We start from the raw sequence: 21,088 nt of genomic DNA, 5'->3' as shown, positions 1-21,088 counted from the left end.
CCTCGTCAGAGTGTCGGGGCTCAGGCCCTGGGCGCGGCTGCCGGCACCGGCTTGATCGGGATGTAGTAGCCGTCCTTGCCGATCGGCGTCAGCGGCAGGCCCGCCTTGGTGCGGCGCTTGCGCTCCTGCGACAGCGGCGGGCAGGCGTGCTCGTCGGTGTACAGGATCATGCAGTCGAGGCAGTGCATGCACTCGCGATGGTCGATGCGTCCGTGCTCGTCGATCGCGAGCGAGCCGCAGCCCACCGCGCAGGCCTTGCAGCTGCTGCATTCCTGCTTGCGCTTGAGGCCGAACCAGCGGAAGGTCGAGGGCATCGCGAGCGAGGCACCGAGCGGGCACAGGTACTTGCAGAACGGCCGTTCGATGAAGATCGACAGGCCGAGCAGTACCGCGACGAACAGGGTGTAGGGCCAGGCACGGTTGAACATGCCGACCAGGAAGGTGGTCTTGAACGGCTCCACCTCGGCGAGCTTCTCGGCCAGACCCATCGAGAACACCGACACCGCGAGCAGCACGAAGAACACGCCGTACTTGATCCACTTCAGGCGGTTGTGCCACTTCATCGGCAGCGCGAACTGGAAGCGCTTCAGGCCGATGGCGCCGGCCACCTTGTAGATCAGCTCCGACAGCGAGCCGAAGGGGCACATCCAGCCGCAGAACAGGCCGCGACCCCACACGAAGGTGGTGAGGATGATGAAGATCCAGAACAGGAAGATGAAGGGGTCGGTGAGGAAGAGCTCCCACTGCCACTTGAACAGCAGCGAATGGAACCAGGTGAGCACCTGGGTGATCGAGGGCTGGGCGAGCAGGCCGAAGCCGACGAAACCGATGCTGATCACCCAGAAGGTGTACTTGAAGGCATTCACAGGCCACTTGTTCTTGCGCGTCGAGCGTCGCGTGAGCGCGTCCCGGCTCGCGTAGACCACCGCTACCGCCACCAGCAGCGCGGTGAACAGGCCGATCTCCACGGCGCGCATCTTCCACACCCGCACCCAGGGCGCATCCGGCTTGACCACCGTGGGGCGGCCCGCTTCCTGGTATTTGTCGAGCACCCAGTACTCGCGGTCGAAGCTGACGAAGTCGCGGTGACCGGTCTCGCGGTCGAGCTTGTTGGCGAGGAAGACCAGCTTCCATGGATAGGCGGCGGAGAAGCCCTGTCCGCGGATGATGAAGATCGCCGATTCCTTGTAGGACGGTGCGCCCGCTGCCTCCAGGCCCCACAGGTTGAGGTAGTCGAGGTCGCGGAAGGTATAGGCGTCCATGTCCTGCGCCACCTGCACGCGGTCGAAAATGCCGCCGCGCACGAAGCCCGAGCCCTTGAAGGTGTCGCTGCCGTTGGAGACGATGAAGATCGCATGGTCGTCGGGTCCGAGGCGCGACATCAGGTTGCGGTAGCCGCCGTCGCCGAGCACGCTCTTGCCGACCGAGGGCGTGTTCAGGTAGCCGAAGTACATGTCGACATAGGGCTGGTCGTCGCGCGGCATACCGAGTTGCTCCGGCTTCACCGTGAGCCGCTGCACGCTGCCTTCCTTGACCAGCTGGTCCCAGCCGAGCTTCTCGTCCAGCGCCGAAAAGCGGATCGCCGGCTTCGGCTCGATCTTCAGGATGCCCACCTGGCGCGCGATCGCCACGCCCGAGCGCATCACGACCTGGTTTTGCGCGATGACCGTGACGGTGGCGCCGGTGATCGCGTCGAGGCCGATGTAGCCTTCCTCGTCGCGCCCCTTGCCGATCTCGATCTTGTCACCGACATACTTGCCGAGGTACTGGTTGACGAACTTCGTCAGCACGCTCTCGGGGATGCCAAGCAGCAGGATCGGCTCGCTGTGGCGCAGGATCTTGGTGCCCGTGATGATGCCCTGGGTGTCCATGCCGATCAGGGTGATCACCGGCTTGCCGGAGTAGGCCGGGATGTCGACGATGTCGGTGGACAGGAACACGTAGCCGACCAGCTGCTTGTCGCCGTTGTCGGTGCGATAGGCTTCGACGTAGCTCGGCTTGCCCATCCGCTCCGAGAAGCTGTCGGCGCCCGGCAGCACCTCCTGGCAGGGCAGGCTGGCGCACAGGTCGGGGTTGGTGTTGATGTCGGCCGGCAGCGGGGCCTCATAGGCGCTCTGCGCCGCGGCGGGGAGGGGGGACAGCAGGCCTGCGACAGCGAGGAAGGTCCCGGCGATGAGGCTGCGCAGGGTGGACAAGGACTTCATGATGCACTCCGCTGGAAGATGCCCGGGAGTCTAGGAGGTGGCGCGGCAGGTGTAATTGCCGATCATCAATTCCTGATGAACGCGGGGGCGGACTTCGTTGGTGCCAAAAGAAACAAGGGGCTTTCGCCCCTTGTCCTGTGTTGCTCGGGCGCGCCGGATCAGGCGGGCTCGACGATCATGCGCGTGCGCATCTCGAGGTGCAGCGCATGGCAGAAGTGGGTGCAGTAGCACCAGAACACGCCCGGCTTGTCGGCGGTGAAGGTCACCGACTTGGTCTCCTGCGGGTTGACCGTGAAGTTGATGTCGTACTTCGGCATCGCCCAGCCGTGGGTGAGGTCTTCCACCTTGTCGAGGTTGGTGAGGATGATCGTCACCTCGTCGCCCTGCTTGATGGTGAACTCGCGCAGACTGTAGGCTGGCGCCTGCGAGGCGATCTTCACCGTCACCTTGTTGCCCTCGCGGAACACGCCGGATTCCTTCGCGTCCCTGAGCGCCAGCGGGTGCCAGTCGAGTTCGGCCACTTGGAAGGTCTTGATGATGTCGCGGCGGACGATGACGAAGTCGTGCGGCTCGGGGTGGACCGGGTGGTCGGCGAGCAGCACCATCTTCTCGCCGCGGATGTCGATCAGCTGCTCGTTTTCCGGGTGCATCGGGCCGACCGGCAGGAAGCGGTCCTTGGAGAACTTGCAGCCCACCGCGAGGAACTGGCCGCTGGCTTCCTTCGTCTCGCCCATGTCGGAGCTGATGTGGCCCGGCTGGTAATGCACGTCGATGCGGTCGACCACGTACTGCACCGACTTGTCGCCGTCATGGAACTTGATCGCGGCGTCGATGTTCCACTTGACGATCTGGCTGTCGAGGAAGAGCGTGGTGAAGGCGTTGCCGCGGCCGTCGTAGGTGGTGTGCAGGGGGCCGAGGCCGACTTCGACCTCTGCGACCACCGACTTGCGGACGTCGTCGAGATTGCCGTCGAGGAAGTCGGCGACCTTGGACACCTCGATCACCGTGCAGGTGGGCGACAGCTTGCCCGAACAGATCATGTACTTGCCGTCGGGGCTGGCATTGACGCCGTGCGGGTTCTTCGGCACGGGCACGTAGGCGGTGAGCGCGGTCTTCGGATCGGCGTTGGCGGCCTTGGTGCCGTCGACCACGGGCACGTTGGAGTCGCCGACGGTGAAGGACTTGCCGTCCTTGATCGCCTGCTCGATGCGGGCGATGTCGAAGAACACGCAGGCGTCCATCTCGGCCGACATCATGTCTTCGTAGCGCGCGCCGCCCTCGGTGTTGTACTGGTTGGAGCAGGCGAAGCGTCCGTCGTAGGAGCTGGCGACGAGGTCCATGTTGCCGTCGACCTTGCACTGCCAGCGCACTTCCATGGTCTCGGCATCGACGCAGGTGAACAGGCAGTAGTACTTGGTCGGATCGTCGAGGTCGCGGCCGTCGTTCGGCTGCGGAATGTGGAACTCGTTACCGCAGAACACGCGGGTGGTGTAGTTGATCGCCGGATCGACCGGGTCGCGCTTGTCCGAGAAGATGCCGTGGAAACCCTGGATGTTCGGGATCTCGGTGATCGCATCGCATTCGAAGCGGTCGCCGCGGATGCGCGCGACGCGGCCATGGATCTTGTCGTTGACCCAGAAGTACTTGCCGTCGTAGGTGCCGTCGGTGTACGAGCCGTGGATGTGGTGAGTGTCGCCGGTCTTGTACTTGAGCTGGCCGTCGGGACGGGTGCCGATCACCTTCTTCGACTCGTTGGTGATGCCCCAGCCACTCATCGGGTCGATGTTGAAGGTCGGGATGCGCTTGATCTCGCGTCCCGAGGGCAGGCCGAGGATACGGCATTCGCCGGAGTGGCCGCCCGACCACACGCCGTAATAGGTGTCGAGCTCGCCCGGCGCCATGTGCAGCTTGATGTCGCTCGCGGCATGGGCCGCGGCGGGGGCGGCGGGTGCGCCGCCCGAGGCGGCAGGCGCGGGTGCCGATTCCTTGTTGCAGGCCGACAGACCCACCGACAGCCCGGCGCCGGCCAGACCGGCGAGCGCGGCGGTGTTGAGGAACTTGCGGCGGCTCGGGTCGGGCATCTCCTCGACCGGGTTCATTCTGGCTTCGTTCATGATCGCTTGGCTCCCGTGTCAGCGCACTGCGCTGTAATTCAGTCTGGCTCGCCGGTGGTACGCTCGGCGCGTGCAGGGCTCGTTCGCGCTCGACTGCCCTGTGACAATTTGTCCTGTGACGTTTTGTCGCACCTGCATTCTAGGAACGGGGAGGGCGGCCAACCTTGATGTAAAGCAAAGGTCGGCGTCGATACCGTGGCGGATGCAGGGTTTTTCGGGAATTTTCGATAGATGCAAGCAGCCACGCCGCTCCACTCGCCGGTCGCCGACACATTTCGCCTGTTCGAACTGCGCTGGCTGTCGGTCGTCGCCATGGTCGCCATCGGGCTGTTCGCCCTGCCGCTGATCGCGCCCTCCCAGCCGCTGGCGCCGCTGCTTGCGGTCGTACTCATGCTGGCGGGGCTCAATCTCGCCCTGCTGGCCGGCGCCGGCCGCTGGCTCGGCGGGGTGCGCGGCGCCTTCTTGCAGCTGGCGCTCGACCTCCTCGCCTGGGGCGTCTTCCTCTATTTCAGCGGCGGACCCACCAATCCCGCGATCTCGCTGCTGCTGCCGCTGATCGCGGTGGGGGCGACGATCCTGCCCGCACGTCGGGCCTGGCTGCTGGTGCTGCTGGCGGTGGTGATCTACTCCCTGCTGTGGGAGTTTCACCTGCCGGTGGCGATCGACGACCGCGAGCTGGCGATGCGCTGGCACCTCGCCGGCATGTGGCTGAGCTTCGCGCTGGCGGCGGCGACCGTGGTGTGGTTCGTCGCCCGGCTCACCGCTGCGCTTTCGCAGCGCGAGCGCGAGCTCGCCGACACCCGCGCCGCGCGGGCGCGCGACGCCTACATGGTGGCGCTCGGCAAGCTCGCCGCCGGCGCCGCGCATCGGCTCGGCACGCCGCTCGGCACCCTTCGTCTGCTCGCCGACGAGCTCGCCGAGCGCCCCGATCTCGCGCCCGACACGCGCGAGGACCTGGCACTGATGCGCACTCAGATCGACAACTGCAAGTCGATCCTGCACGGCCTCACCGTCGAGGCCGGGCAGCAGCGCGCCGAAGGCGGCGGGCCGGTTCGCGCGGGCGACTGGCTGGCGGGCGTGGTGGCGCGCTGGCAAGACCTGCGCCCGTTGCGCAAGGCCGAGCTCGACTGCAGCGCGGCGGCGGCCGACGCCGTGCTGGTGGTCGACGACAGCCTCGGCGAGGCGCTCCACAACGTGATCGACAATGCCGCCAATGCCAGCACCGGCAGCGTCGAGGTCGGTGCCGCACTGCGCGACGGGCGCCTGGTGCTCGAGGTGGCCGACCGCGGTCCCGGCATCGAGCCCGCGCTCAGCGCGGCCGCGATCAGCGGCGCGCGGGCGGGCAAGTCGTCCGGCATGGGGGTAGGGCTCTTTCTCGCCCATGACGCCATCGAGCACCACCGCGGGCGGATGGAGTTCCTGCCCCGGCCCGGCGGTGGCACGATAGTGCGCATCGACCTTCCCGCGCAGGACACGACCCGATGAACACCGACAACCGCCCATCGCTGCTGGTGGTCGACGACGACCCCGCCTTCAACCGCATCCTGGTGCGCGCGCTCGAGCATCGCGGCTTCCGGGCGCTCGGCGCGCACGATTCGGCCGCGGCGCTGCGTCTGGCACAGCAGGAGGAGCCGGAGTTCGTCGTCCTCGACCTCAACATCGGCGGCGAATCGGGCCTGCGCCTGATCCAGCCCCTGCTCGAGGTCAATCCCGATGCGCGTGTTCTGGTGCTCACCGGCTATGCGAGCATCGCCACCGCGGTCGACGCGGTGAAGCTCGGCGCGGTGCAGTATCTCGCCAAGCCCGCCGATGTGGACGCGATCATCAAGGCGTTGCAGGCGGAGGAGGTCGTCATCGACGATGCGGTGCCCGAGGCGCCGATGTCGGTCGACCGGCTCGAGTGGGAGCACATCCAGCGCGTCCTGGCGGAGCATGGCGGCAACATCTCGGCCACCGCGCGCGCCCTGCAGATGCACCGCCGCACCCTGCAGCGCAAGCTGGCGCGGCCGCCGCACGGGGGGTGAGCGGCGTGCCGGACCGGCGCGCCGCGCGTTAAGATCGCGGGTTTTCCGCCGAACGCTCGCCGATGATCCCCGCCCATCCCCTGAAGGCCGACCTGCTGCTGCTGGCGACCACGCTGATCGCCGCCGCCGGCTGGATCTTCTCCAAGGAGGCGATCGCGGGCATCGCGCCGCTGCAGTTCGTCGCGCTGCGCTTCCTGATCGCCGGTGCGGTGCTGGCGTGGTTCGCCCGCGGCCAGCTGCGCCGCTTCGACCGCTACGCGCTGCTGCGCGCGGGCGTGGTCGGCGCGCTGTTCGCGGCGGCGATGGGGCTGTGGATCCTCGGCCTGGCGCATTCGCGGCACCTCGGCGAGGGCGCCTTCATCGCCAGCCTCGGCGTGGTGCTGGTGCCGGTGTTCGGCCGCCTGTTCTTCGGCGAACGACCCCCCGTGCTGACCTGGGCGGCGCTGCCGGTGGCGCTCGCCGGCTTCGGCCTGCTCTCGCTCGAGCACGGCTTCCGCGTCGAACCCGGGCAGTGGTTCTTCCTCGGCGCGGCGCTGGTGTTCGCCCTCCTGTTCAACCTCAACTCGCGCGTGGTGCGCGACCTGCCGGTGCTGGCGCTGAGCGCGGTGCAGGTGCTGCTGGTCGGCGTGCTCGTGCTGCCGCTGGCGCTGTTGGTCGAGCCCTGGCCGGGTGCGCCCGACGCGGCGACGCTGGGCTGGCTGCTGGCGAGCGCGCTGATCGCCACCACCCTGCGCTTCCTGCTGCAGCTCGAGGGCCAGAGCCTGACCACCCCGAGCCATGCGGCGATCATCCTGATGCTCGAGCCGGTGTGGACCGCGCTGGTTGCCGCCTGGTGGTTCGGCGAGACGATGAGCGCGACTCAGTTCGCCGGCTGCGGGCTGATCTTCTGCGCGCTCGTCCTGAGCCGCTGGAACTGGATCCGCGCCCTGCTGCGCGCGGCCTTCTGAGCGGGTGCGCGGGGCGGGCGAATCGACTAGACTCGGCTCCTTTCGCCGCGACCTGAGCGTGCAGGCCCCGCGCGCTCGACATCAGGACACCCCATGCGACATTCGAACTGGACTTCGGTCGGCCATGCGGCCGAATGGCTATCGGCCCGTAGCGGTCGCTTATGGACCACCGGCGAGGTGGTGGAGCGGCTGATCGAGCTCCGTCCGGCCACGATCGGCGTGGCGCTCCCGCCGGGCTGGGCGCTGACCCGGGTCGGGGACGGTGAGCGCGCCGTTTTTGCGCGCAGTTGCGGCATGCAGGTCGAGCCGGCGGTGGAGTTTCTTGAGCAGTTCGCGATGTTCGCCGACCTCTCGATCGCCACCGCGCGTGCCGACCGCCTGGTCGACGCCGACGGCCGCGTCTATCGTTCGGCGGCACCGATCCCCGCGGCGATGGTGCGCATCGGCTCGGAGCTGCTCGGCCGCCTCGTCGGGCCTACGGACGGCAAGCGCACGGCTTCCTTCCTCGAGCGCGCCCTCGGCAGCGGTGCCGACGCCAAGCGCTGAGCTTCAGTCGAATCCCCGGCCCTCGCCGGGCTCCTCGGTGGTCACGCCGTCGCGGATGTGAAAGATCCGCCGGAAGGTGGGGATGATCTTCTCGTCGTGGGTGACGACGATGATCGCCGTCTGGTACTTGCGGGCCATGTCGTTGAGGATGCGGATCACCGCCATCGCGCGCGTGGAGTCGAGCGGGGCGGTGGGCTCGTCGGCGAGAATCACCGGTGGGCGATTGACGAGGCCGCGCGCGATCGCGACGCGCTGCTGCTCCCCGCCGGAGAGCTGCGACGGCATGGCGCGGGCGCGGTGCTGCACGTCGAGCGCGGTGAGCAACGCCAGGGCCGTCGCACGCGCCTCAGCATTGCCGAGGCCGGCGAGCATCGGCAGCAGGGCCACGTTGTCGGTGACGTCGAGGAAAGGAATCAGGTAGGGCGCCTGGAACACGAAGCCGATCTTGTCGCGCCTCAGCGCGCGCAGATCGCGCACCTTCCAGCCGTCGTCGTAGATCACCTCGTCGCCCAGGGTCATGCGGCCGGCGGTGGGGTCGATCACCGCGCCGAGGCACTTGAGCAGGGTGCTCTTGCCCGAGCCCGAGGGGCCGATCAGGCCCACCACCTCGCCGGGGGCGACCTGCATGTCCACCCCCTTCAGGGCCTCGACCGCGGTGTCGCCCTCGCCGTAGCGCTTGCGCAGGCCCTCGATGCGGATCCCCCTGGCGCTCATCGTCTCAGCCTCCAATCGCTTCCGCGGGATCGACCGCGAGCGCGATCCGGATCGCCACGAGACTGGCGAGCACACAGATCACGAGCACCGCGAAGAAGCCCGCGATCGAGTCGAGTGGCACCAGCAGCACGTACTTCGGAAAGTACGGTGCGGCCAGGCTCGCACTGATCTTGCCCACCACGAAGCCGAGCACGCCGAGCGCGAGCGCCTGCTGCATGATCATCGCCGCGATGGTGCGGTTGCGCGTGCCGATGAGTTTCAGCACCGCGATTTCGCGGATCTTGTCCATCGTCAGCGAGTAGATGATGAAGGCGACGATCGCCGCGCTGACCACGGCCAGGATCGCCAGGAACATGCCGATCTGCCGGGCCGAGGTGGCGATCAGCTTGCCGACCAGGATGTCCTCCATCTGAGGTCGGGTATACACCGTCAGGCGCTTCCAGCGCCGGATGGCGTCGGCGACCGCGTCGGCCGCGTGGCCGGGCTCGAGCCTTACCAGCACGGTGTTGACGAAGGCGTTGGTGCTCTGCGACGCGATCACCGCCTCGAGCACGCCCGGCTGTCCGGGCCGGCTGAACACGGGATTGGCCGCCGTACGTCGCCGGCTCTGCCGGATCGCGTCGTTGTCCTTGAGGAACTGGGCTTCCTGGGCGTCCTTGAGGGGAATGAAGATCATCGGGTCGCCGCTGGAAGACACCATGCGGCGGGTCAAGCCGACCACGGTGTAGTGATTGCGGCGGATGGCGATGCGGTCGCCGAGCGCGAAGCCGGAGGCGACATCGGCCACCGCCTCGTAGTGCGCGCGGGTGATCTGGCGGCCCGCGACGAGGTAGGGAGGCCAGCCCGGCGTACTCGCCGGCTGGCCGGGGGCGATCCCGACCACCATCGCGCGTACATCGCCATCGCCCTTGCGGACCTGCATCGTGAGATAGGTCGCGTTGGCCGCCCGGGCGACGCCCGGCATGGCGCGGATGCTGCGATAGACGTCGTCGTTGAGGCTGGACGATTCGGCGTACGGGCCGAGGGTGTCTTTCTGTACCACCCAGAGATCCGCGCCACTGTTGTCGAGCAAGGCCTTGCCGTCGTCCACCATGCCCCGATAGACGCCCGCCATGACCAGAGTGACCCCGATCAGCAGGCCGAGGCCGAGGCCGGTGAAGACGAACTTTCCCCAGGCGTGAAGGATGTCGCGGCCGGCGAGGCTGATCATCGCGGTCCGCCCGGAATCCGGTCGACCACCTGGATGCGGGTCTTCGCACCCAAAGGTTTCTCACTGTAGGCGACCACCCGGTCGCCAGCCTCGAGGCCTTCACGCACCTGCATCCGACCTTCCAGGTCCGACGCGCCGAGTACGAGCGGCGTGAAGCGCAGCCCGCCATCGACCACCTGCCACACGCCGATCCGGTCACCCTCGCGCCGCAACGCGGCGTTGGAGATGACGGGCGCCTCCGGCAGTGGCGGCAGCTCGATCGTCACCTCGGCCAGTTCCCCCACCGGCGGCAGCGGTTGCGGGATCGCGTCGAAGCGCACCTTGGCGAGCAGTTCCTCGGTCACCGCATCGGCCTTCGGCTCCACCCGGAGCACCCGCCCGCTCGAGCTCCGGCCGTCGCGGGAACGCAGCACGATGCGGGCAGGCAGCCCCGCCGCGAGGCCCGCCGCGCCGATCTGGTCGAACCGGACGTCGATCCACAGGCTCGCGGGATCGATGATCTCGAGCACAGTCGACCCGCCGGCAAGGCTCGTGCCCGGCTCGACGTCCCGCGCCGCGACCAGGCCGTCGGCCGGTGCGATCAGGCGGAGATCCGTGCGTTGCGCGACGAGCCCTTCAAGGCTGGAGCGTGCGCCTTCGAGCGCTTCCCTTGCCGAGGCCAGGCCCGCCTCGGCGATTTCCAGTTCCTGCCGCTTGGTCGTCATGAGCTCCTCGCTGCTGGAGCGCACCGCGAACAGTTGCTCATAACGGCGGGCCTGGGTCCGGGCATGGGTGCGCCGTGCCTCGGCTTCACGCAGGGAAGCCTGCGCGCCCCTCAGGACCGACTCCTGGGCGCGCAGGCGGTCGTCGAGATCGACCGGATCCATCTCGCCGAGCACCTGACCGGCCGTCACCAGGTCGCCCACATGGACGTCCAGGCGGGCGAGTCGTCCGGCGACGGTGGGGCCGATCCGGTACGTGTGGCGCGCCTCCACCGTGCCGATGCCGAACAGCGCCGGCCTGAGTTCCTGCGCTTCCACGGTCTCGAGCGTCACCGCGACCGGCGCGAGCGGCCCCGAGCGCAGCGCGACGTAGATGAAGAGCGCCAGCAGGGGCAGGATGACCGCCAGCAGCGCCAGGCTGCGGTTTCGCAAGGGCAGCTTCTTCATTGCGTGCTCCGCAGGCCGCGCTCGTAGATCGCGAACACCCGCGGGGCGTCGCGGCGGATGCGCCCGACCTCGCCCGCCAGCATCGACTGCATCACCAGGCCCTGGATCGTCCCGACGAAGAGCGTCGCCGCGGCCTCGACGTCGAGCCCCGAGGAGAGCTCGCCGCAGGCCTTGCCCTGCTCGAGCAGGCGATGCAGTCGCACGCCGTAACGCTGGATCAGCGTCTGAACCATCCGCTTGGCGGGCGTGGGTTCGGCGCGTTGCAGCTCGCCGAACATCATCCGCGGTACCCCGGGGTGTTCGACGACGAATTCGACATGGCTCATGAACATCGCCTCCAGTGCGGCGAGCGGCGACTCGATGCCCGCGGCAGCGCGGTCGACGCGGGCGAGGAGGCGTTCGGCCACCCATTCCATGGCCGCCTGCCAGATCGCCTCCTTGTTGAGGAAATGCCGGAACAAGGCGCCCTGGGTGACGCGCATGTGGCTGGCGATCGCGGCGGTGGTGATCTCGCTCGGATTCTGCGCTGCTGCGAGTTCGATCACCGACTCGACGGTGGCGAGCCTGCGCTCGTCGGCGGGCAGATGTTTCGGATGGCGCTCCATGTCGTCCCGCAATAGTGAGTGAGTACTTACTATCTTAGTCCGTCTTGCCGAAGCCGCAAGCGCTGTCGTCAAGGCGGAGAGCCCAGCGCCGCCCTGCGCCAACGAAAAAGCCCTCCATGACGGAGGGCTCGAGGCAAATTCGGGGTCCGTTCGCCTTCCGAAGCGGCCCCGGAAAGCGGCGTGCCCGGCTCAGACGTTGAACAGGAAGTTCATCACGTCGCCGTCCTTGACCACGTACTCCTTGCCTTCGGCGCGCATCTTGCCCGCCTCCTTGGCGCCGGCCTCGCCCTTGTAGGCGATGAAGTCATCGTAGGCGATGGTCTGGGCGCGGATGAAGCCGCGCTCGAAGTCGGTGTGGATCACGCCGGCGGCCTGGGGCGCGGTGTCGCCGACGTGGATCGTCCACGCGCGCACCTCCTTGACGCCCGCGGTGAAGTAGGTCTGCAGGCCGAGCAGCTTGTAGCCGGCGCGGATCAGGCGGTCGAGCCCGGGCTCCTCGAGGCCCATCGACGCGAGGAAGTCCGTCTTGTCGGCGTCCTCGAGGTCGGCGATCTCGGCCTCGATCGCGGCGCACAGCGCGACCACCTCGGCGCCCTCGTCGGCGGCATGGGCGCGCACCGCGTCCAGGTGCGGGTTGTTCTCGAAGCCGTCCTCGGCGACGTTGGCGGCGTACAGCACCGGCTTCGCGGTGATCAGGCAGAAGGGCTTGAGGCTCTCCCATTCCTCCTTCGAGAGCTCGAGCGCGCGCACCGGCTTGCCGGCATCGAGCTGGGCGAAGCACTTCTCGAGCACCGCGACCAGGATCTTGGCCTCCTTGTCGCCGGAGGCGGCCGGGCGCTTGTAGCGGTTGATCGCCTTCTCCACGGTGGCGAGGTCGGCGAGCGCGAGCTCGGTGTCGATGACCTCGATGTCGCGGATCGGATCGACGCTGCCGGAGACGTGGATCACGTTGTCGTCGGCGAAGCAGCGCACCACGTGCACGATGGCGTCGGTTTCGCGGATGTTGGCGAGGAATTGGTTGCCCAGGCCCTCGCCCTTGGAAGCGCCGGCGACCAGGCCGGCGATATCGACGAATTCGACGATCGCCGGCTGCACCCGCTGCGGCTTGACGATCTCCGACAACGCGGCGAGGCGCGGATCGGGCACCTCGACGATGCCGACGTTCGGCTCGATCGTGCAGAAGGGGTAGTTCTCGGCCTGGATGCCGGCCTTGGTGAGGGCATTGAACAGGGTCGATTTGCCGACGTTGGGCAGGCCGACGATTCCGCATTTCAGGCTCATGTGAATCCTTGATCGTTCCGGTGGCTGCCGCGCGGGCGGGCTACGGCGTTGATCCGGTGTGTAAAACCGGGGATTGTACCGTGTCGCGGGGTGCGGCTCCAAAGTGGGCGTGGGGGTGGCTGTGGGGGGCTGCAGTGAAGACGTAGCGTGCGGTCGCGTGGGGTCCTCGCTTCCGATCCGGCCCCGTGGCCGCGGCGGTGCCCGGCGCCTGCATTTGCGGCCTACAATCGTTCATTCTGCATTCGTCCAATAACACATCGGAGGAGACGGGGATGAGCATGAACTGGATCGAGGCGATCGATGCCCGCAGCCAGGCGGCGCTGGCTTCGGGGGCGCTGGTGCCGGTGCACGCCGAGCAGGTCGAGATGGAGGACGCCGGAATGCGCTTCATCGTGCGCTGGGTGTCCTCGCTGGCAGCCAAGGATGCGAGCAAGGCAGGCGGCGCGGCCGATGGCGGGAAGCCGAAGGACGACAAGACGGTGGCGATCCCGGGCGGGCCGCGCGACCCGAATTTCAACCCCTTCCTCAATCCCGACCCCGAACTCACCGTGGGACCGCTAGGCGACACCCATGTCGCGATCCTTAACAAGTTTCCGCTGTGCGATCGGCATCTGGTGCTGGCGCGGCGCGAGTTCGAGGAGCAACTGCTGCCGCTGGCGCGCAGCGATTTCGCCGCGCTCGCCGCCATCATGGCGGAGGCGGGCGGCATCGGCCTGTACAACGGGGGCACGGCGGCGGGCGCGAGCCAGCGCCACAAGCATGTGCAGTGGATGCCCGAGACAGAGGGCAACGCCAGCCTTCGACTGTTCGACCCCGGGCTGCCTGCCGACCTGTCCGAGCACGGCACCGCCCGGCACCCGGCGCTGCCGATGGCGCACTGCTTCGTGCGCGTGCAGTGCGGACCGGGGGTGGCGGTCGACGCGGCGGCCGACAGCCTGCACGGCGGCTTCCTGCGCGGCTGTGAGGCGTTGCAACTGCGGCCGGGCGCGGACGGGCTGCTGCCGCCGTTCAACCTGCTTGCGGGTGAGGGCTGGCTGCTGATGCTGCCACGCAGCCAGGAGCACTTTGAGGGGATCTCGATGAGCGCGGTGTGCTTCGGCGGCACACTGTACACCCGTCAGCGCGAGCAGATCGAAGCGATCCGGCGGGTGGGGCCCTTGCGCGCGCTGGCGGCAGTAGGCTGCTGAGCCGGCGGGCGGATCAGGCCCGCGGTTCTCCGTCCGGCGCGGGCTTCGGCGCGCGCGGCGGCTTCGGCGGCGCGGGGCGCGCATTGAGCCGGGTGGCGGCGGCATTGAGCTCGCCGCGCTTGAGCTGGGGCCAGATCGCGAGCGCCTTGTCGATCGCTTCGTCGATCAGCGACTGCTCTTCGCGGCGGGCGGGCTTGAGCACGTAGTTGACCACCTCGTTGCGGTCGCCGGGATGGCCGATGCCGATGCGCAGGCGCCAGTAGTCGTTGGTGCCGAGGTGGGCGGAGGTGTCCTTGAGGCCGTTGTGGCCGCCGAGGCCGCCACCGAACTTCAGCCGGAGCTGGCCGGGCGGGATGTCGAGCTCGTCATGGACGACGAGGATCTCCGATGGTTCGATGCGGTAGAAGCGCGCCAGGGCGCCCACCGCTTGGCCGGAGCGGTTCATGTAGGTCTGCGGCATCAGCAGCCAGACCCCGGCCTCGCGCGCGTTGGCGACCAGGCCGTGAAAGCGCGATTCGTGCGAGAAGCGCGCGCCGAGGGCGTCGGCGAGCCGCTCGCAAAACCAAAACCCGGCGTTGTGCCGGGTTTCGGAGTATTCGGCGCCCGGGTTGCCGAGGCCGACCACGAGACGAGGCGGGCGCGTGCTGGCGGCGCTCATCGCGGGTCGGTCCTTGTCATCCGGGCGTATCGGGAGCGGGCGCTCAGGCGGTCTCGCCTTCGCCCTCGCCCTCGCCTTCCTCGACGGTGCCGGCCTTGGTCAGCAGCGCGGTGGCGATGACCTGGTCGCCTTCGCCATGCGTCACCAGGCTCACGCCGAACGGCAGCGGGATCTCGGAGACGTGCACCGACTGGCCCGACTCGAGGTCGGCGAGGTTCACCTCGAGGAACTCGGGCAGGTTGCCCGGCAGGCACTTCACTTCGATTTCATTGACCGTGTGCGAGATCATGCAGCCGCCGAGCTTGACCGCCGGGCTGGTTTCGCCGTTCAGGAAGTGCAGCGGCACCTTGAGGGTGATCTCGTGGGCGGCGTCGACGCGCAGGAAGTCGATGTGCAGCACCTGCTGCTTGTACGGGTGCCACTGGGCGTCGCGCACGACCACGGTTTCTTTCGCGCCATCGACGTCGGCGGTCAGCACGGAAGCGTGGAAGCTTTCCTTCTGCAGCGCGTGGTACAGGTCGTTGTGGTCCATGGTGATGGCGATGGCGTCCTTGCCGCCACCGTAGATCACGCCCGGCAGACGGCCGGCACGACGCAGGCGGCGGCTCGCACTCGTTCCCTGTTCATCGCGCTTCGTGGCCTTGAATTCGATTTGCATTTGTGTTGCTCCAGTTGAAGACGCTCCGCCCGCGACCAGGCGAAGCTGAAAGAGCCCGCGGCAGGCCGCGGGCGAAAACTCATTCCATGAACAGCGAGGACACCGACTCCTCGTTGCTGATGCGGAGGATGGTGTCGGCCAGCAGCGAGGACACCGACACCTGGCGGATGCGACCGCAGGCTTTGGCGTCGTCGCGCAACGGGATCGTGTCGGTGACGACCAGCTCGTCGAGCTCGGAGTCGTTCAGGCGCGCGACCGCGGCGCCCGACAGCACCGGGTGGGTGCAGTAGGACAGCACGCGCTTGGCGCCGTTGGCCTTCAGCGCACTGGCCGCCTTGCACAGGGTGCCGGCGGTGTCGACGATGTCGTCCATGATCACGCAGGTGCGGCCCTCGACCTCGCCGATGATGTTCATCACCTCGGAGACGTTGGCCTTCGGGCGGCGCTTGTCGATGATCGCCAGGTCGCACTCCATGCGCTTGGCGAAGGCGCGTGCGCGCACCACGCCGCCGACGTCGGGTGACACCACCAGCAAGTCGGGGTATTTCTGCTTGTCGAGGTCGGCGAGCAGGACCGGGGCGGCATACACGTTGTCGACCGGAATGTCGAAGAAGCCCTGGATCTGGTCGGCGTGCAGGTCCATCGTCAGCAGGCGCTGGACGCCCGCGGCCTGGAGCATGTTGGCGACGACCTTCGCGGTGATCGGCACGCGCGCCGAGCGCGGACGGCGGTCCTGGCGCGCGTAGCCGAAGTAGGGCATGGCTGCGGTGATGCGACCGGCCGAGGCGCGCTTGAGCGCGTCGACCATGATCAGCAGCTCCATCAGGTTCTCGTTGGTCGGCGAGCAGGTGGGCTGCAGCACGAAGACGTCCTTGCCGCGAACGTTCTCGAGCAGCTCGACGTTCACTTCCCCGTCGGAGAAGCGGCCTACGGTCGCGGAGCCGAGGGAAATGCCGAGACGGCGCGCGACGTCGGCGCCGAGCTTGGGGTTGGCGTTGCCGGTGAAGACCATCAGGCTGCCGTGGGGCATGACCGAATCTCCGATGCCTAGGGAGTTATCGCTGCAAAAACGACGAGGGCAGGCGCGGCGGCCTGCCCTTCGTTGTATGGCTGAGGAGGAAGGATTCGAACCTTCGAATGCCGGAATCAAAATCCGGTGCCTTGACCAACTTGGCGACTCCCCAAGAAACCTTTATCGCCAGCAAGCGGTGCGGGTTCGATTGCTGCGATCGGCCGCTATTGTAGCCAATCGTGCAGCGGATGGCGAGGCAGACTTGCTGCGCTCCAGGCTTTCCAGTCTGCCGGACATCGTGCCGCGATGCGTTCGGCTTCGTCCCTGGAGGCGAACTCCGCGAACACGCAACTTCCTGTCCCGGTCATCCTGGCCGGTGCGTGCTGACCCAGCCAATCGATCGCTTGTGCCACTTCCGGGTAGCGTTTGCAGGCGACCGCCTGCAAGTCATTCCGGGTAGTGCTTGCTGCGAAGTCCGGCATTTTGATGAGCGGGCTGTTCCTTGTCAAGTCCGGTGCCGAAAAAATTTCCGCAGTCGGGATGCTGACCCCGGGCGCGACCACCACGTACCAGGCCGGTGGCAAATCGAGCGGCTGCAGGCGTTCGCCGACGCCCTCGGCGAAGGCGTCGCGGCCGAACACGAACACCGGCACGTCGGCGCCGAGCCGCAGCGCGAGCGTCTGCAGCTCGATGCGCGACAGCCCGGTGCGCCACAGGTGGTTGAGCGCGATCAGGGTGGTGGCGGCGTCGGAACTGCCGCCGCCGATACCGCCGCCCATCGGCAACACCTTGTGCACCGCGATGTCGGCGCCGAACCGGCTGCCGCCGGTCTCCTGCAGCAGGCGCGCCGCGCGCACCACGAGGTCGCTGTCGGCGGGCACGCCGGCCAGCTCGCTGGTGCGCACGATGCGACCGTCCTCGCGCAGGGCGAAGTCGAGCGTGTCGCCCCAGTCGAGCAGGCGGAACGCGGTCTGCAGCAGGTGGTAGCCATCGGCACGGCGGCCGACGACGTGCAGGAAGAGGTTCAGCTTGGCCGGGGCGGGGCAGGCGCCGAGCCGGCGCAGGCCTTCGTCGGCGCTCAGGGGGCGGGGGTCCATTGGTCGATCACGAGGCGGATGCGGGCGTCGCCGCGGGAGACGTCGAGGCGGGCGGGCGCGGCGTCGCCGTCGGGGCCGGCATAGGCGTGGTAGTCGATGCGCCAGCCCTGGTCGATCACCAGGCCGGGCCGGCCTCGGGCGTCGGTATGGCGCACTTCGGCGCCGTCGGCGGGTACCGCCTGCACCCAAAGCGCGAGCCTGTCGACCGGGACCTCGACGCCGATCACCTGGGGCAGCAGGGTCTGGGCACTGTCGGCCTCGAGCACGCTGCCGTCGGCCGACAGCAGCCGCGCGCCATCGGCGTCGCTCTCCAGGCGCGCGGCGATCTGGCCGAGGGGGCTGTAGGCGGTCCAGCGGTCGCCCCCGGGCGCGTGCCGCCATTCGATCCTGCCGCTGGCGGCGCGGGTGCCGTCGGTGGCGGAGATGCGGCCCTCGAGCAGGAAGGCGCTCGCCGCGCTGCGCGACGCGGGGGCGAGCATGGGCGCCCGCGTCAGCGGCGCACAGCCGGCCAGCAGCATGGCGAGCGCACCGGCGGCGAGCAGGATGTGCCGCCCGCGGCGGGGGGGGCGCGGCTTCATCGTCCGCGCAGCCTCGTTATGGTCCGGTTGAGCAGGTCGTTGTCGGCAGTGCGGGCGAGCGCGGCATTGAAGATGCGGTCGGCGTCGTCGCGGCGCCCGAGCGCCCACAGCACCTCGCCGAGGTGGGCGGCGATCTCGGCGTCGGGGCGGATGTCGTAGGCGCGCTCCAGGTCGGCGAGCGCGCCTGCCGCGTCGCCGCGGCGGAAGCGCACCCAGCCGAGGCTGTCGAGGATGAAGGGATCGTCGGGCGAGAGCTCGATCGCCTGCTCGATCAGCGCCTGGGCCTCCTCGAGACGCAGGCCGCGGTCGGCGAGCGAGTAGCCGAGGGCGTTGTAGGCGTGGGCATGCTCGGGGTCGAGTTCGATGACCCGGCGCAGACGCTCCTCCATGGTGTCGAGGCGGTCCAGGCGCTCGGCGAGCATTGCCGATTCGTAGAGGAAGTTCACATCGTCGGGCGCCGCACGCAGGGCTTTCTCGACCACGCGCAGGGCTTCGGCGGTGTCGTTGGCCTCGCGCAGCAGCTGCACCTCGGCGAGCGTGTAGCGTCGCAGCTCGGCCTCGTCGCCGGCCTCGCTCTGCAGCAGGCTGCGCGCGTCGGCGAGGCGGTTCTCCGCGGCGAGGCTCTGCGCGGTGCGGATCACCGCCTCCGCGCGGCGCGGCCCGTCGCCGACCTGGGCGTACCAGCGGCGCGCCTTCTCGCCTTCGCGGCGGGTGTCGGCGAGCTGGCCGAGCTGCAGCCGGATCGCGTCCGCCTCGGGATGGCCGGCGGCGAGCGCGCGCTCGAACATCGGCTCGGCGGCTTCGGGCTCGTCGAGCTGCATCGACAGCAGGGCATTCACATACAGCAGGTCGGCGTCCTCCGGGCCCGTCTCGAGCAGGCCGCGAAACACGATGCGGGCGTCTTCGAGGCGCTTGGCACCGATCAGGGCGCGACCATAGGCCTGTTGCAGCACACGGTTGTCCGGGTGCGCCGCGGCCTCGGTTTCCAGCAGCTTCACCGCTTCCTCGCCGGCGCCGGCGTGCTGCAGCACCTGGGCCTTGAGCAGCACCGCCGGCTCCCAGCCGGGACGCAACTCGAGCGCCTTCTCGAGCGAGGCCATCGACTCCATCGCCTCCTGCGCCATGATCGCGGCCTGGGCGCGGGCGAAGTGCGCCTCGGGCAGGTCGAGATAGGGTTCGGTCAGGCGCATGATCACCGCGTTCACCACCTGCCTGTCCTCGATGCGGGCCAGCGTGCGATTGAGGCCCATCAGGTTTTGCGCCAGCCGGCCCGGGTTCTGGGCGAGGGCGCGCGCGAGCTGCATCTGGATCTCGTCGAGCCGGCCGGCGCGGTCTTCGGTCATGCTCGCGAGCAGTCGACGGGCGTCGTCCGAGTCGGGCTCGACCTCGACCCATAGCCGCGCGGCCGCCACCGCGACGTCGATGTTGCGTGAATAGAGCGCGATTTCCGCGGCACGCCGCGCGATGCGCGGGTCGCGGGTGCTGCGCGCCAGCTCGAGATAGAGCTGGGCCGACAGGGCGACCTCGCCGCGCGCGCCGGCGATCTCGGCGAGCAGGAACTGGTAGAGCGTGCGTCCGCTCAACTCCTGGCCTGGCAGCGCCTCCGTCGCGTCGGAATTGGCGGCGCCGGCGAGGCCGGCACCGAGGCAGAGCGCGGCGGCGAAGCTGGCGCGGCGGGCGAAGCGTGCGAGAGAGGTCATCATCGTCGAGGGGTCCGGCGGAGTCCGCGCTGCGGAAGTGGCTGCTGCCGGCGGGCGAGCCCGGCGTGCGCTGTCCGTGTTGGAGGGCTGATCTAGAATTCGGTTCGCCTCATGGTATGCAGATTGGCCGGGCATGAGCAAGCGAGCCGCCCGTCCTGCCATGACGCTGTACGAATGCTTGTCCCAATGGAAGGATCGCGATGCCCGAACTGCCCGAAGTCGAGACCACCCGCCGCGGCGTGCAGCCGCACGCCGAGGGCCGCATCCTGACCCGGCTGGTGGTGCGCAATCCCCGCCTGCGCCAGCCTGTGCCGGCGGACCTGGCAGCGCGCATCGAGGGGCACCGGCTCGTCCGCGTGTGGCGGCGGGCGAAGTACCTGCTGCTCGACTTCGGTGAGGGGTCGGTGATCGTGCATCTCGGCATGTCGGGCAGCCTGCGGGTGGTGCCGGCGACCGAGCCGCCAGGGACTCACGACCACGTGGATTTCGTCTTCGGCGAGCAGGCGCTGCGCCTGCGCGACCCGCGCCGCTTCGGCCTCGTGCTGTGGCAGACGGGGGCGGCGGACGTCCATCCGCTGCTCGCGCGGCTCGGACCCGAGCCGCTCGAAGCGGCTTTCGACGCCGGCTGGCTGCACCGCGTCAGCCGCGGCTCGCGCGCCCCGATCAAGCACGTGCTGATGGACAGCGCGCGCGTGGTCGGCGTGGGCAACATCTACGCGTCGGAGAGCCTGTTCCGGGCGCGCATTCATCCGCTCGAGGCCGCCGGCACGCTCGGTCCGGCGCGTTGCGCCCGGCTCGTGAACGCGGTGCGCGAGACCCTCGCCGCCGCGATCGAGGCCGGCGGCAGCACGCTGCGCGACTTCGTCGGCGGCGACGGCAAGCCGGGCTATTTCCAGCAGCAGTACTACGTCTACGGGCGCGACGGGGCGTCCTGCCGCGTGTGCGGCGGGCCGATCCGGCGCATCGTCAGCGCCCAGCGCGCGACCTATTTCTGCCCGCACTGCCAGCGCCGGCGTGGCGCGCGGCCGGCGGTCTGAGGTCGCGGTGGACGGGGCCACAAAGCACGAGGGGGCGCGCCGTGCGGCCCGCCCCCTCGTCTTTCGCGCAGACGGCACGGCAACGCCGTGCCGTCTCATCGGCCACGTCAGGCCTTGCCGGTCAGCTGGAGGAACTTCTCCATCAGCTGGTCCTTGGTTTCCTTGTGGTCGGGGTCGAGCGGGATGCAGTCGACCGGACACACCTGCTGGCATTGCGGCTCATCGAAATGGCCGACACACTCGGTGCACTTGCTCGGGTCGATCTCGTAGATCTCGTCACCCTGGGAGATCGCGCCGTTGGGGCATTCCGGTTCGCAGACGTCGCAGTTGATGCATTCGTCGGTAATCATCAGAGCCATGGTTTCGCT

At 68.8% G+C, this 21,088-nt stretch carries 20 protein-coding genes and 1 tRNA gene; 6 read left to right on the top strand and 15 right to left on the bottom strand.

Going from position 1 to position 21,088, the window contains the following annotated elements:
- Positions 1-20: 20 nt before the first annotated feature.
- Entirely contained in the window at positions 21-2,204 is a 2,184-nt protein-coding gene (locus BB334_RS12150; RefSeq protein ID WP_068808754.1) for a NosR/NirI family protein, read from the bottom strand.
- Between the two features lie 158 nt (positions 2,205-2,362).
- Positions 2,363-4,318, bottom strand: a complete 1,956-nt coding sequence (gene nosZ / locus BB334_RS12145; protein WP_068808753.1) for a TAT-dependent nitrous-oxide reductase — start codon at positions 4,316-4,318, stop codon at positions 2,363-2,365.
- Between the two features lie 231 nt (positions 4,319-4,549).
- Between nosZ and BB334_RS12140 the strand changes: the two genes are divergently transcribed.
- The 4 genes from BB334_RS12140 (at position 4,550) to BB334_RS12125 (ending at position 7,835) form a co-directional block, all read left to right on the top strand.
- Positions 4,550-5,803 carry an ATP-binding protein gene (locus tag BB334_RS12140; RefSeq protein WP_068808752.1) on the top strand — a complete coding sequence of 418 codons (1,254 nt, stop codon included), beginning with the start codon at positions 4,550-4,552 and terminating at the stop codon, positions 5,801-5,803.
- Positions 5,800-6,342, top strand: coding sequence for a response regulator transcription factor (locus tag BB334_RS12135; RefSeq protein WP_068808751.1), 543 nt, complete (start codon positions 5,800-5,802; stop codon positions 6,340-6,342). Before BB334_RS12140 ends, BB334_RS12135 begins: the two co-directional genes overlap by 4 nt.
- Before the next feature lie 62 nt (positions 6,343-6,404).
- Positions 6,405-7,289, top strand: coding sequence for a DMT family transporter (locus BB334_RS12130; RefSeq protein ID WP_068808750.1), 885 nt, complete (start codon positions 6,405-6,407; stop codon positions 7,287-7,289).
- A gap of 93 nt (positions 7,290-7,382) precedes the next feature.
- Complete coding sequence (locus tag BB334_RS12125; RefSeq protein WP_068808749.1) at positions 7,383-7,835, top strand: hypothetical protein; 453 nt, start codon at positions 7,383-7,385, stop codon at positions 7,833-7,835.
- Positions 7,836-7,838: 3 nt separating this feature from the next.
- Here BB334_RS12125 and BB334_RS12120 read toward each other — a convergent pair whose 3' ends face one another.
- The 5 genes from BB334_RS12120 to ychF form a co-directional block, all read right to left on the bottom strand.
- Entirely contained in the window at positions 7,839-8,549 is a 711-nt protein-coding gene (locus BB334_RS12120; protein WP_068808748.1) for an ABC transporter ATP-binding protein, read from the bottom strand.
- Between the two features lie 4 nt (positions 8,550-8,553).
- Entirely contained in the window at positions 8,554-9,759 is a 1,206-nt protein-coding gene (locus tag BB334_RS12115; protein WP_068808747.1) for an ABC transporter permease, read from the bottom strand.
- Entirely contained in the window at positions 9,756-10,907 is a 1,152-nt protein-coding gene (locus tag BB334_RS12110; RefSeq protein WP_068808746.1) for an efflux RND transporter periplasmic adaptor subunit, read from the bottom strand. The genes BB334_RS12115 and BB334_RS12110 overlap by 4 nt, the downstream gene beginning before the upstream one ends.
- A complete protein-coding gene (locus tag BB334_RS12105; RefSeq protein ID WP_068808745.1) occupies positions 10,904-11,512 on the bottom strand; it encodes a TetR/AcrR family transcriptional regulator in 609 nt (202 codons plus the stop codon). The genes BB334_RS12110 and BB334_RS12105 overlap by 4 nt, the downstream gene beginning before the upstream one ends.
- Positions 11,513-11,701: 189 nt before the next feature.
- Positions 11,702-12,793, bottom strand: a complete 1,092-nt coding sequence (ychF, locus tag BB334_RS12100) for a redox-regulated ATPase YchF (protein ID WP_068808744.1) — start codon at positions 12,791-12,793, stop codon at positions 11,702-11,704.
- A 272-nt stretch (positions 12,794-13,065) separates the two neighbouring features.
- On the opposite strand from ychF, the gene BB334_RS12095 reads away from it, so the two are divergent.
- Entirely contained in the window at positions 13,066-13,980 is a 915-nt protein-coding gene (locus tag BB334_RS12095; protein ID WP_068808743.1) for an ATP adenylyltransferase family protein, read from the top strand.
- Between the two features lie 13 nt (positions 13,981-13,993).
- On the opposite strand, the gene pth is transcribed toward BB334_RS12095, so the two are convergent.
- The 7 genes from pth to BB334_RS12060 form a co-directional block, all read right to left on the bottom strand.
- A complete protein-coding gene (gene pth, locus BB334_RS12090) occupies positions 13,994-14,638 on the bottom strand; it encodes an aminoacyl-tRNA hydrolase (RefSeq protein ID WP_068808742.1) in 645 nt (214 codons plus the stop codon).
- 43 nt (positions 14,639-14,681) lie between these two features.
- Entirely contained in the window at positions 14,682-15,296 is a 615-nt protein-coding gene (locus BB334_RS12085) for a 50S ribosomal protein L25/general stress protein Ctc (protein WP_068808741.1), read from the bottom strand.
- Between the two features lie 79 nt (positions 15,297-15,375).
- Complete coding sequence (locus BB334_RS12080) at positions 15,376-16,326, bottom strand: ribose-phosphate pyrophosphokinase (RefSeq protein WP_068808740.1); 951 nt, start codon at positions 16,324-16,326, stop codon at positions 15,376-15,378.
- 77 nt (positions 16,327-16,403) lie between these two features.
- A tRNA-Gln gene (locus BB334_RS12075) sits at positions 16,404-16,480 on the bottom strand.
- A 52-nt stretch (positions 16,481-16,532) separates the two neighbouring features.
- On the bottom strand, positions 16,533-17,405 hold the full coding sequence (gene ispE / locus BB334_RS12070) for a 4-(cytidine 5'-diphospho)-2-C-methyl-D-erythritol kinase (RefSeq protein WP_068808739.1): 873 nt from the start codon (positions 17,403-17,405) through the stop codon (positions 16,533-16,535).
- Complete coding sequence (gene lolB / locus BB334_RS12065) at positions 17,387-17,983, bottom strand: lipoprotein insertase outer membrane protein LolB (RefSeq protein WP_068808738.1); 597 nt, start codon at positions 17,981-17,983, stop codon at positions 17,387-17,389. Before lolB ends, ispE begins: the two co-directional genes overlap by 19 nt.
- Positions 17,980-19,686: a tetratricopeptide repeat protein gene (locus BB334_RS12060; RefSeq protein WP_068808737.1), complete on the bottom strand. Its 1,707-nt coding sequence runs from the start codon at positions 19,684-19,686 to the stop codon at positions 17,980-17,982. The genes lolB and BB334_RS12060 overlap by 4 nt, the downstream gene beginning before the upstream one ends.
- A gap of 197 nt (positions 19,687-19,883) precedes the next feature.
- Between BB334_RS12060 and mutM the strand changes: the two genes are divergently transcribed.
- On the top strand, positions 19,884-20,720 hold the full coding sequence (gene mutM, locus BB334_RS12055; protein ID WP_068808736.1) for a bifunctional DNA-formamidopyrimidine glycosylase/DNA-(apurinic or apyrimidinic site) lyase: 837 nt from the start codon (positions 19,884-19,886) through the stop codon (positions 20,718-20,720).
- 107 nt (positions 20,721-20,827) lie between these two features.
- On the opposite strand, the gene BB334_RS12050 is transcribed toward mutM, so the two are convergent.
- Positions 20,828-21,079 carry a YfhL family 4Fe-4S dicluster ferredoxin gene (locus tag BB334_RS12050; RefSeq protein WP_068808735.1) on the bottom strand — a complete coding sequence of 84 codons (252 nt, stop codon included), beginning with the start codon at positions 21,077-21,079 and terminating at the stop codon, positions 20,828-20,830.
- Between the last annotated feature and the right edge of the window lie 9 nt (positions 21,080-21,088).

It is taken from the genome of Thauera phenolivorans (assembly GCF_001696715.1).
Lineage (GTDB): Bacteria > Pseudomonadota > Gammaproteobacteria > Burkholderiales > Rhodocyclaceae > Thauera > Thauera phenolivorans.
This window is presented reverse-complemented; position numbering and strand designations above follow the sequence as displayed.

Coding starts and splice junctions, on each gene's coding strand:
- BB334_RS12115 (WP_068808747.1), bottom strand. CDS start 9,759: ATGATCAGCCTCGCCGGCCGCGACATCCTTCACGCCTGGGGAAAGTTC.
- mutM (WP_068808736.1), top strand. CDS start 19,884: ATGCCCGAACTGCCCGAAGTCGAGACCACCCGCCGCGGCGTGCAGCCG.
- BB334_RS12150 (WP_068808754.1), bottom strand. CDS start 2,204: ATGAAGTCCTTGTCCACCCTGCGCAGCCTCATCGCCGGGACCTTCCTC.
- BB334_RS12125 (WP_068808749.1), top strand. CDS start 7,383: ATGCGACATTCGAACTGGACTTCGGTCGGCCATGCGGCCGAATGGCTA.
- BB334_RS12110 (WP_068808746.1), bottom strand. CDS start 10,907: ATGAAGAAGCTGCCCTTGCGAAACCGCAGCCTGGCGCTGCTGGCGGTC.
- lolB (WP_068808738.1), bottom strand. CDS start 17,983: ATGAAGCCGCGCCCCCCCCGCCGCGGGCGGCACATCCTGCTCGCCGCC.
- ispE (WP_068808739.1), bottom strand. CDS start 17,405: ATGGACCCCCGCCCCCTGAGCGCCGACGAAGGCCTGCGCCGGCTCGGC.
- BB334_RS12120 (WP_068808748.1), bottom strand. CDS start 8,549: ATGAGCGCCAGGGGGATCCGCATCGAGGGCCTGCGCAAGCGCTACGGC.
- BB334_RS12085 (WP_068808741.1), bottom strand. CDS start 15,296: ATGCAAATCGAATTCAAGGCCACGAAGCGCGATGAACAGGGAACGAGT.
- BB334_RS12140 (WP_068808752.1), top strand. CDS start 4,550: ATGCAAGCAGCCACGCCGCTCCACTCGCCGGTCGCCGACACATTTCGC.
- BB334_RS12105 (WP_068808745.1), bottom strand. CDS start 11,512: ATGGAGCGCCATCCGAAACATCTGCCCGCCGACGAGCGCAGGCTCGCC.
- BB334_RS12050 (WP_068808735.1), bottom strand. CDS start 21,079: ATGGCTCTGATGATTACCGACGAATGCATCAACTGCGACGTCTGCGAA.
- ychF (WP_068808744.1), bottom strand. CDS start 12,793: ATGAGCCTGAAATGCGGAATCGTCGGCCTGCCCAACGTCGGCAAATCG.
- BB334_RS12080 (WP_068808740.1), bottom strand. CDS start 16,326: ATGCCCCACGGCAGCCTGATGGTCTTCACCGGCAACGCCAACCCCAAG.
- nosZ (WP_068808753.1), bottom strand. CDS start 4,318: ATGAACGAAGCCAGAATGAACCCGGTCGAGGAGATGCCCGACCCGAGC.
- BB334_RS12130 (WP_068808750.1), top strand. CDS start 6,405: ATGATCCCCGCCCATCCCCTGAAGGCCGACCTGCTGCTGCTGGCGACC.
- BB334_RS12135 (WP_068808751.1), top strand. CDS start 5,800: ATGAACACCGACAACCGCCCATCGCTGCTGGTGGTCGACGACGACCCC.
- BB334_RS12060 (WP_068808737.1), bottom strand. CDS start 19,686: ATGATGACCTCTCTCGCACGCTTCGCCCGCCGCGCCAGCTTCGCCGCC.
- pth (WP_068808742.1), bottom strand. CDS start 14,638: ATGAGCGCCGCCAGCACGCGCCCGCCTCGTCTCGTGGTCGGCCTCGGC.
- BB334_RS12095 (WP_068808743.1), top strand. CDS start 13,066: ATGAGCATGAACTGGATCGAGGCGATCGATGCCCGCAGCCAGGCGGCG.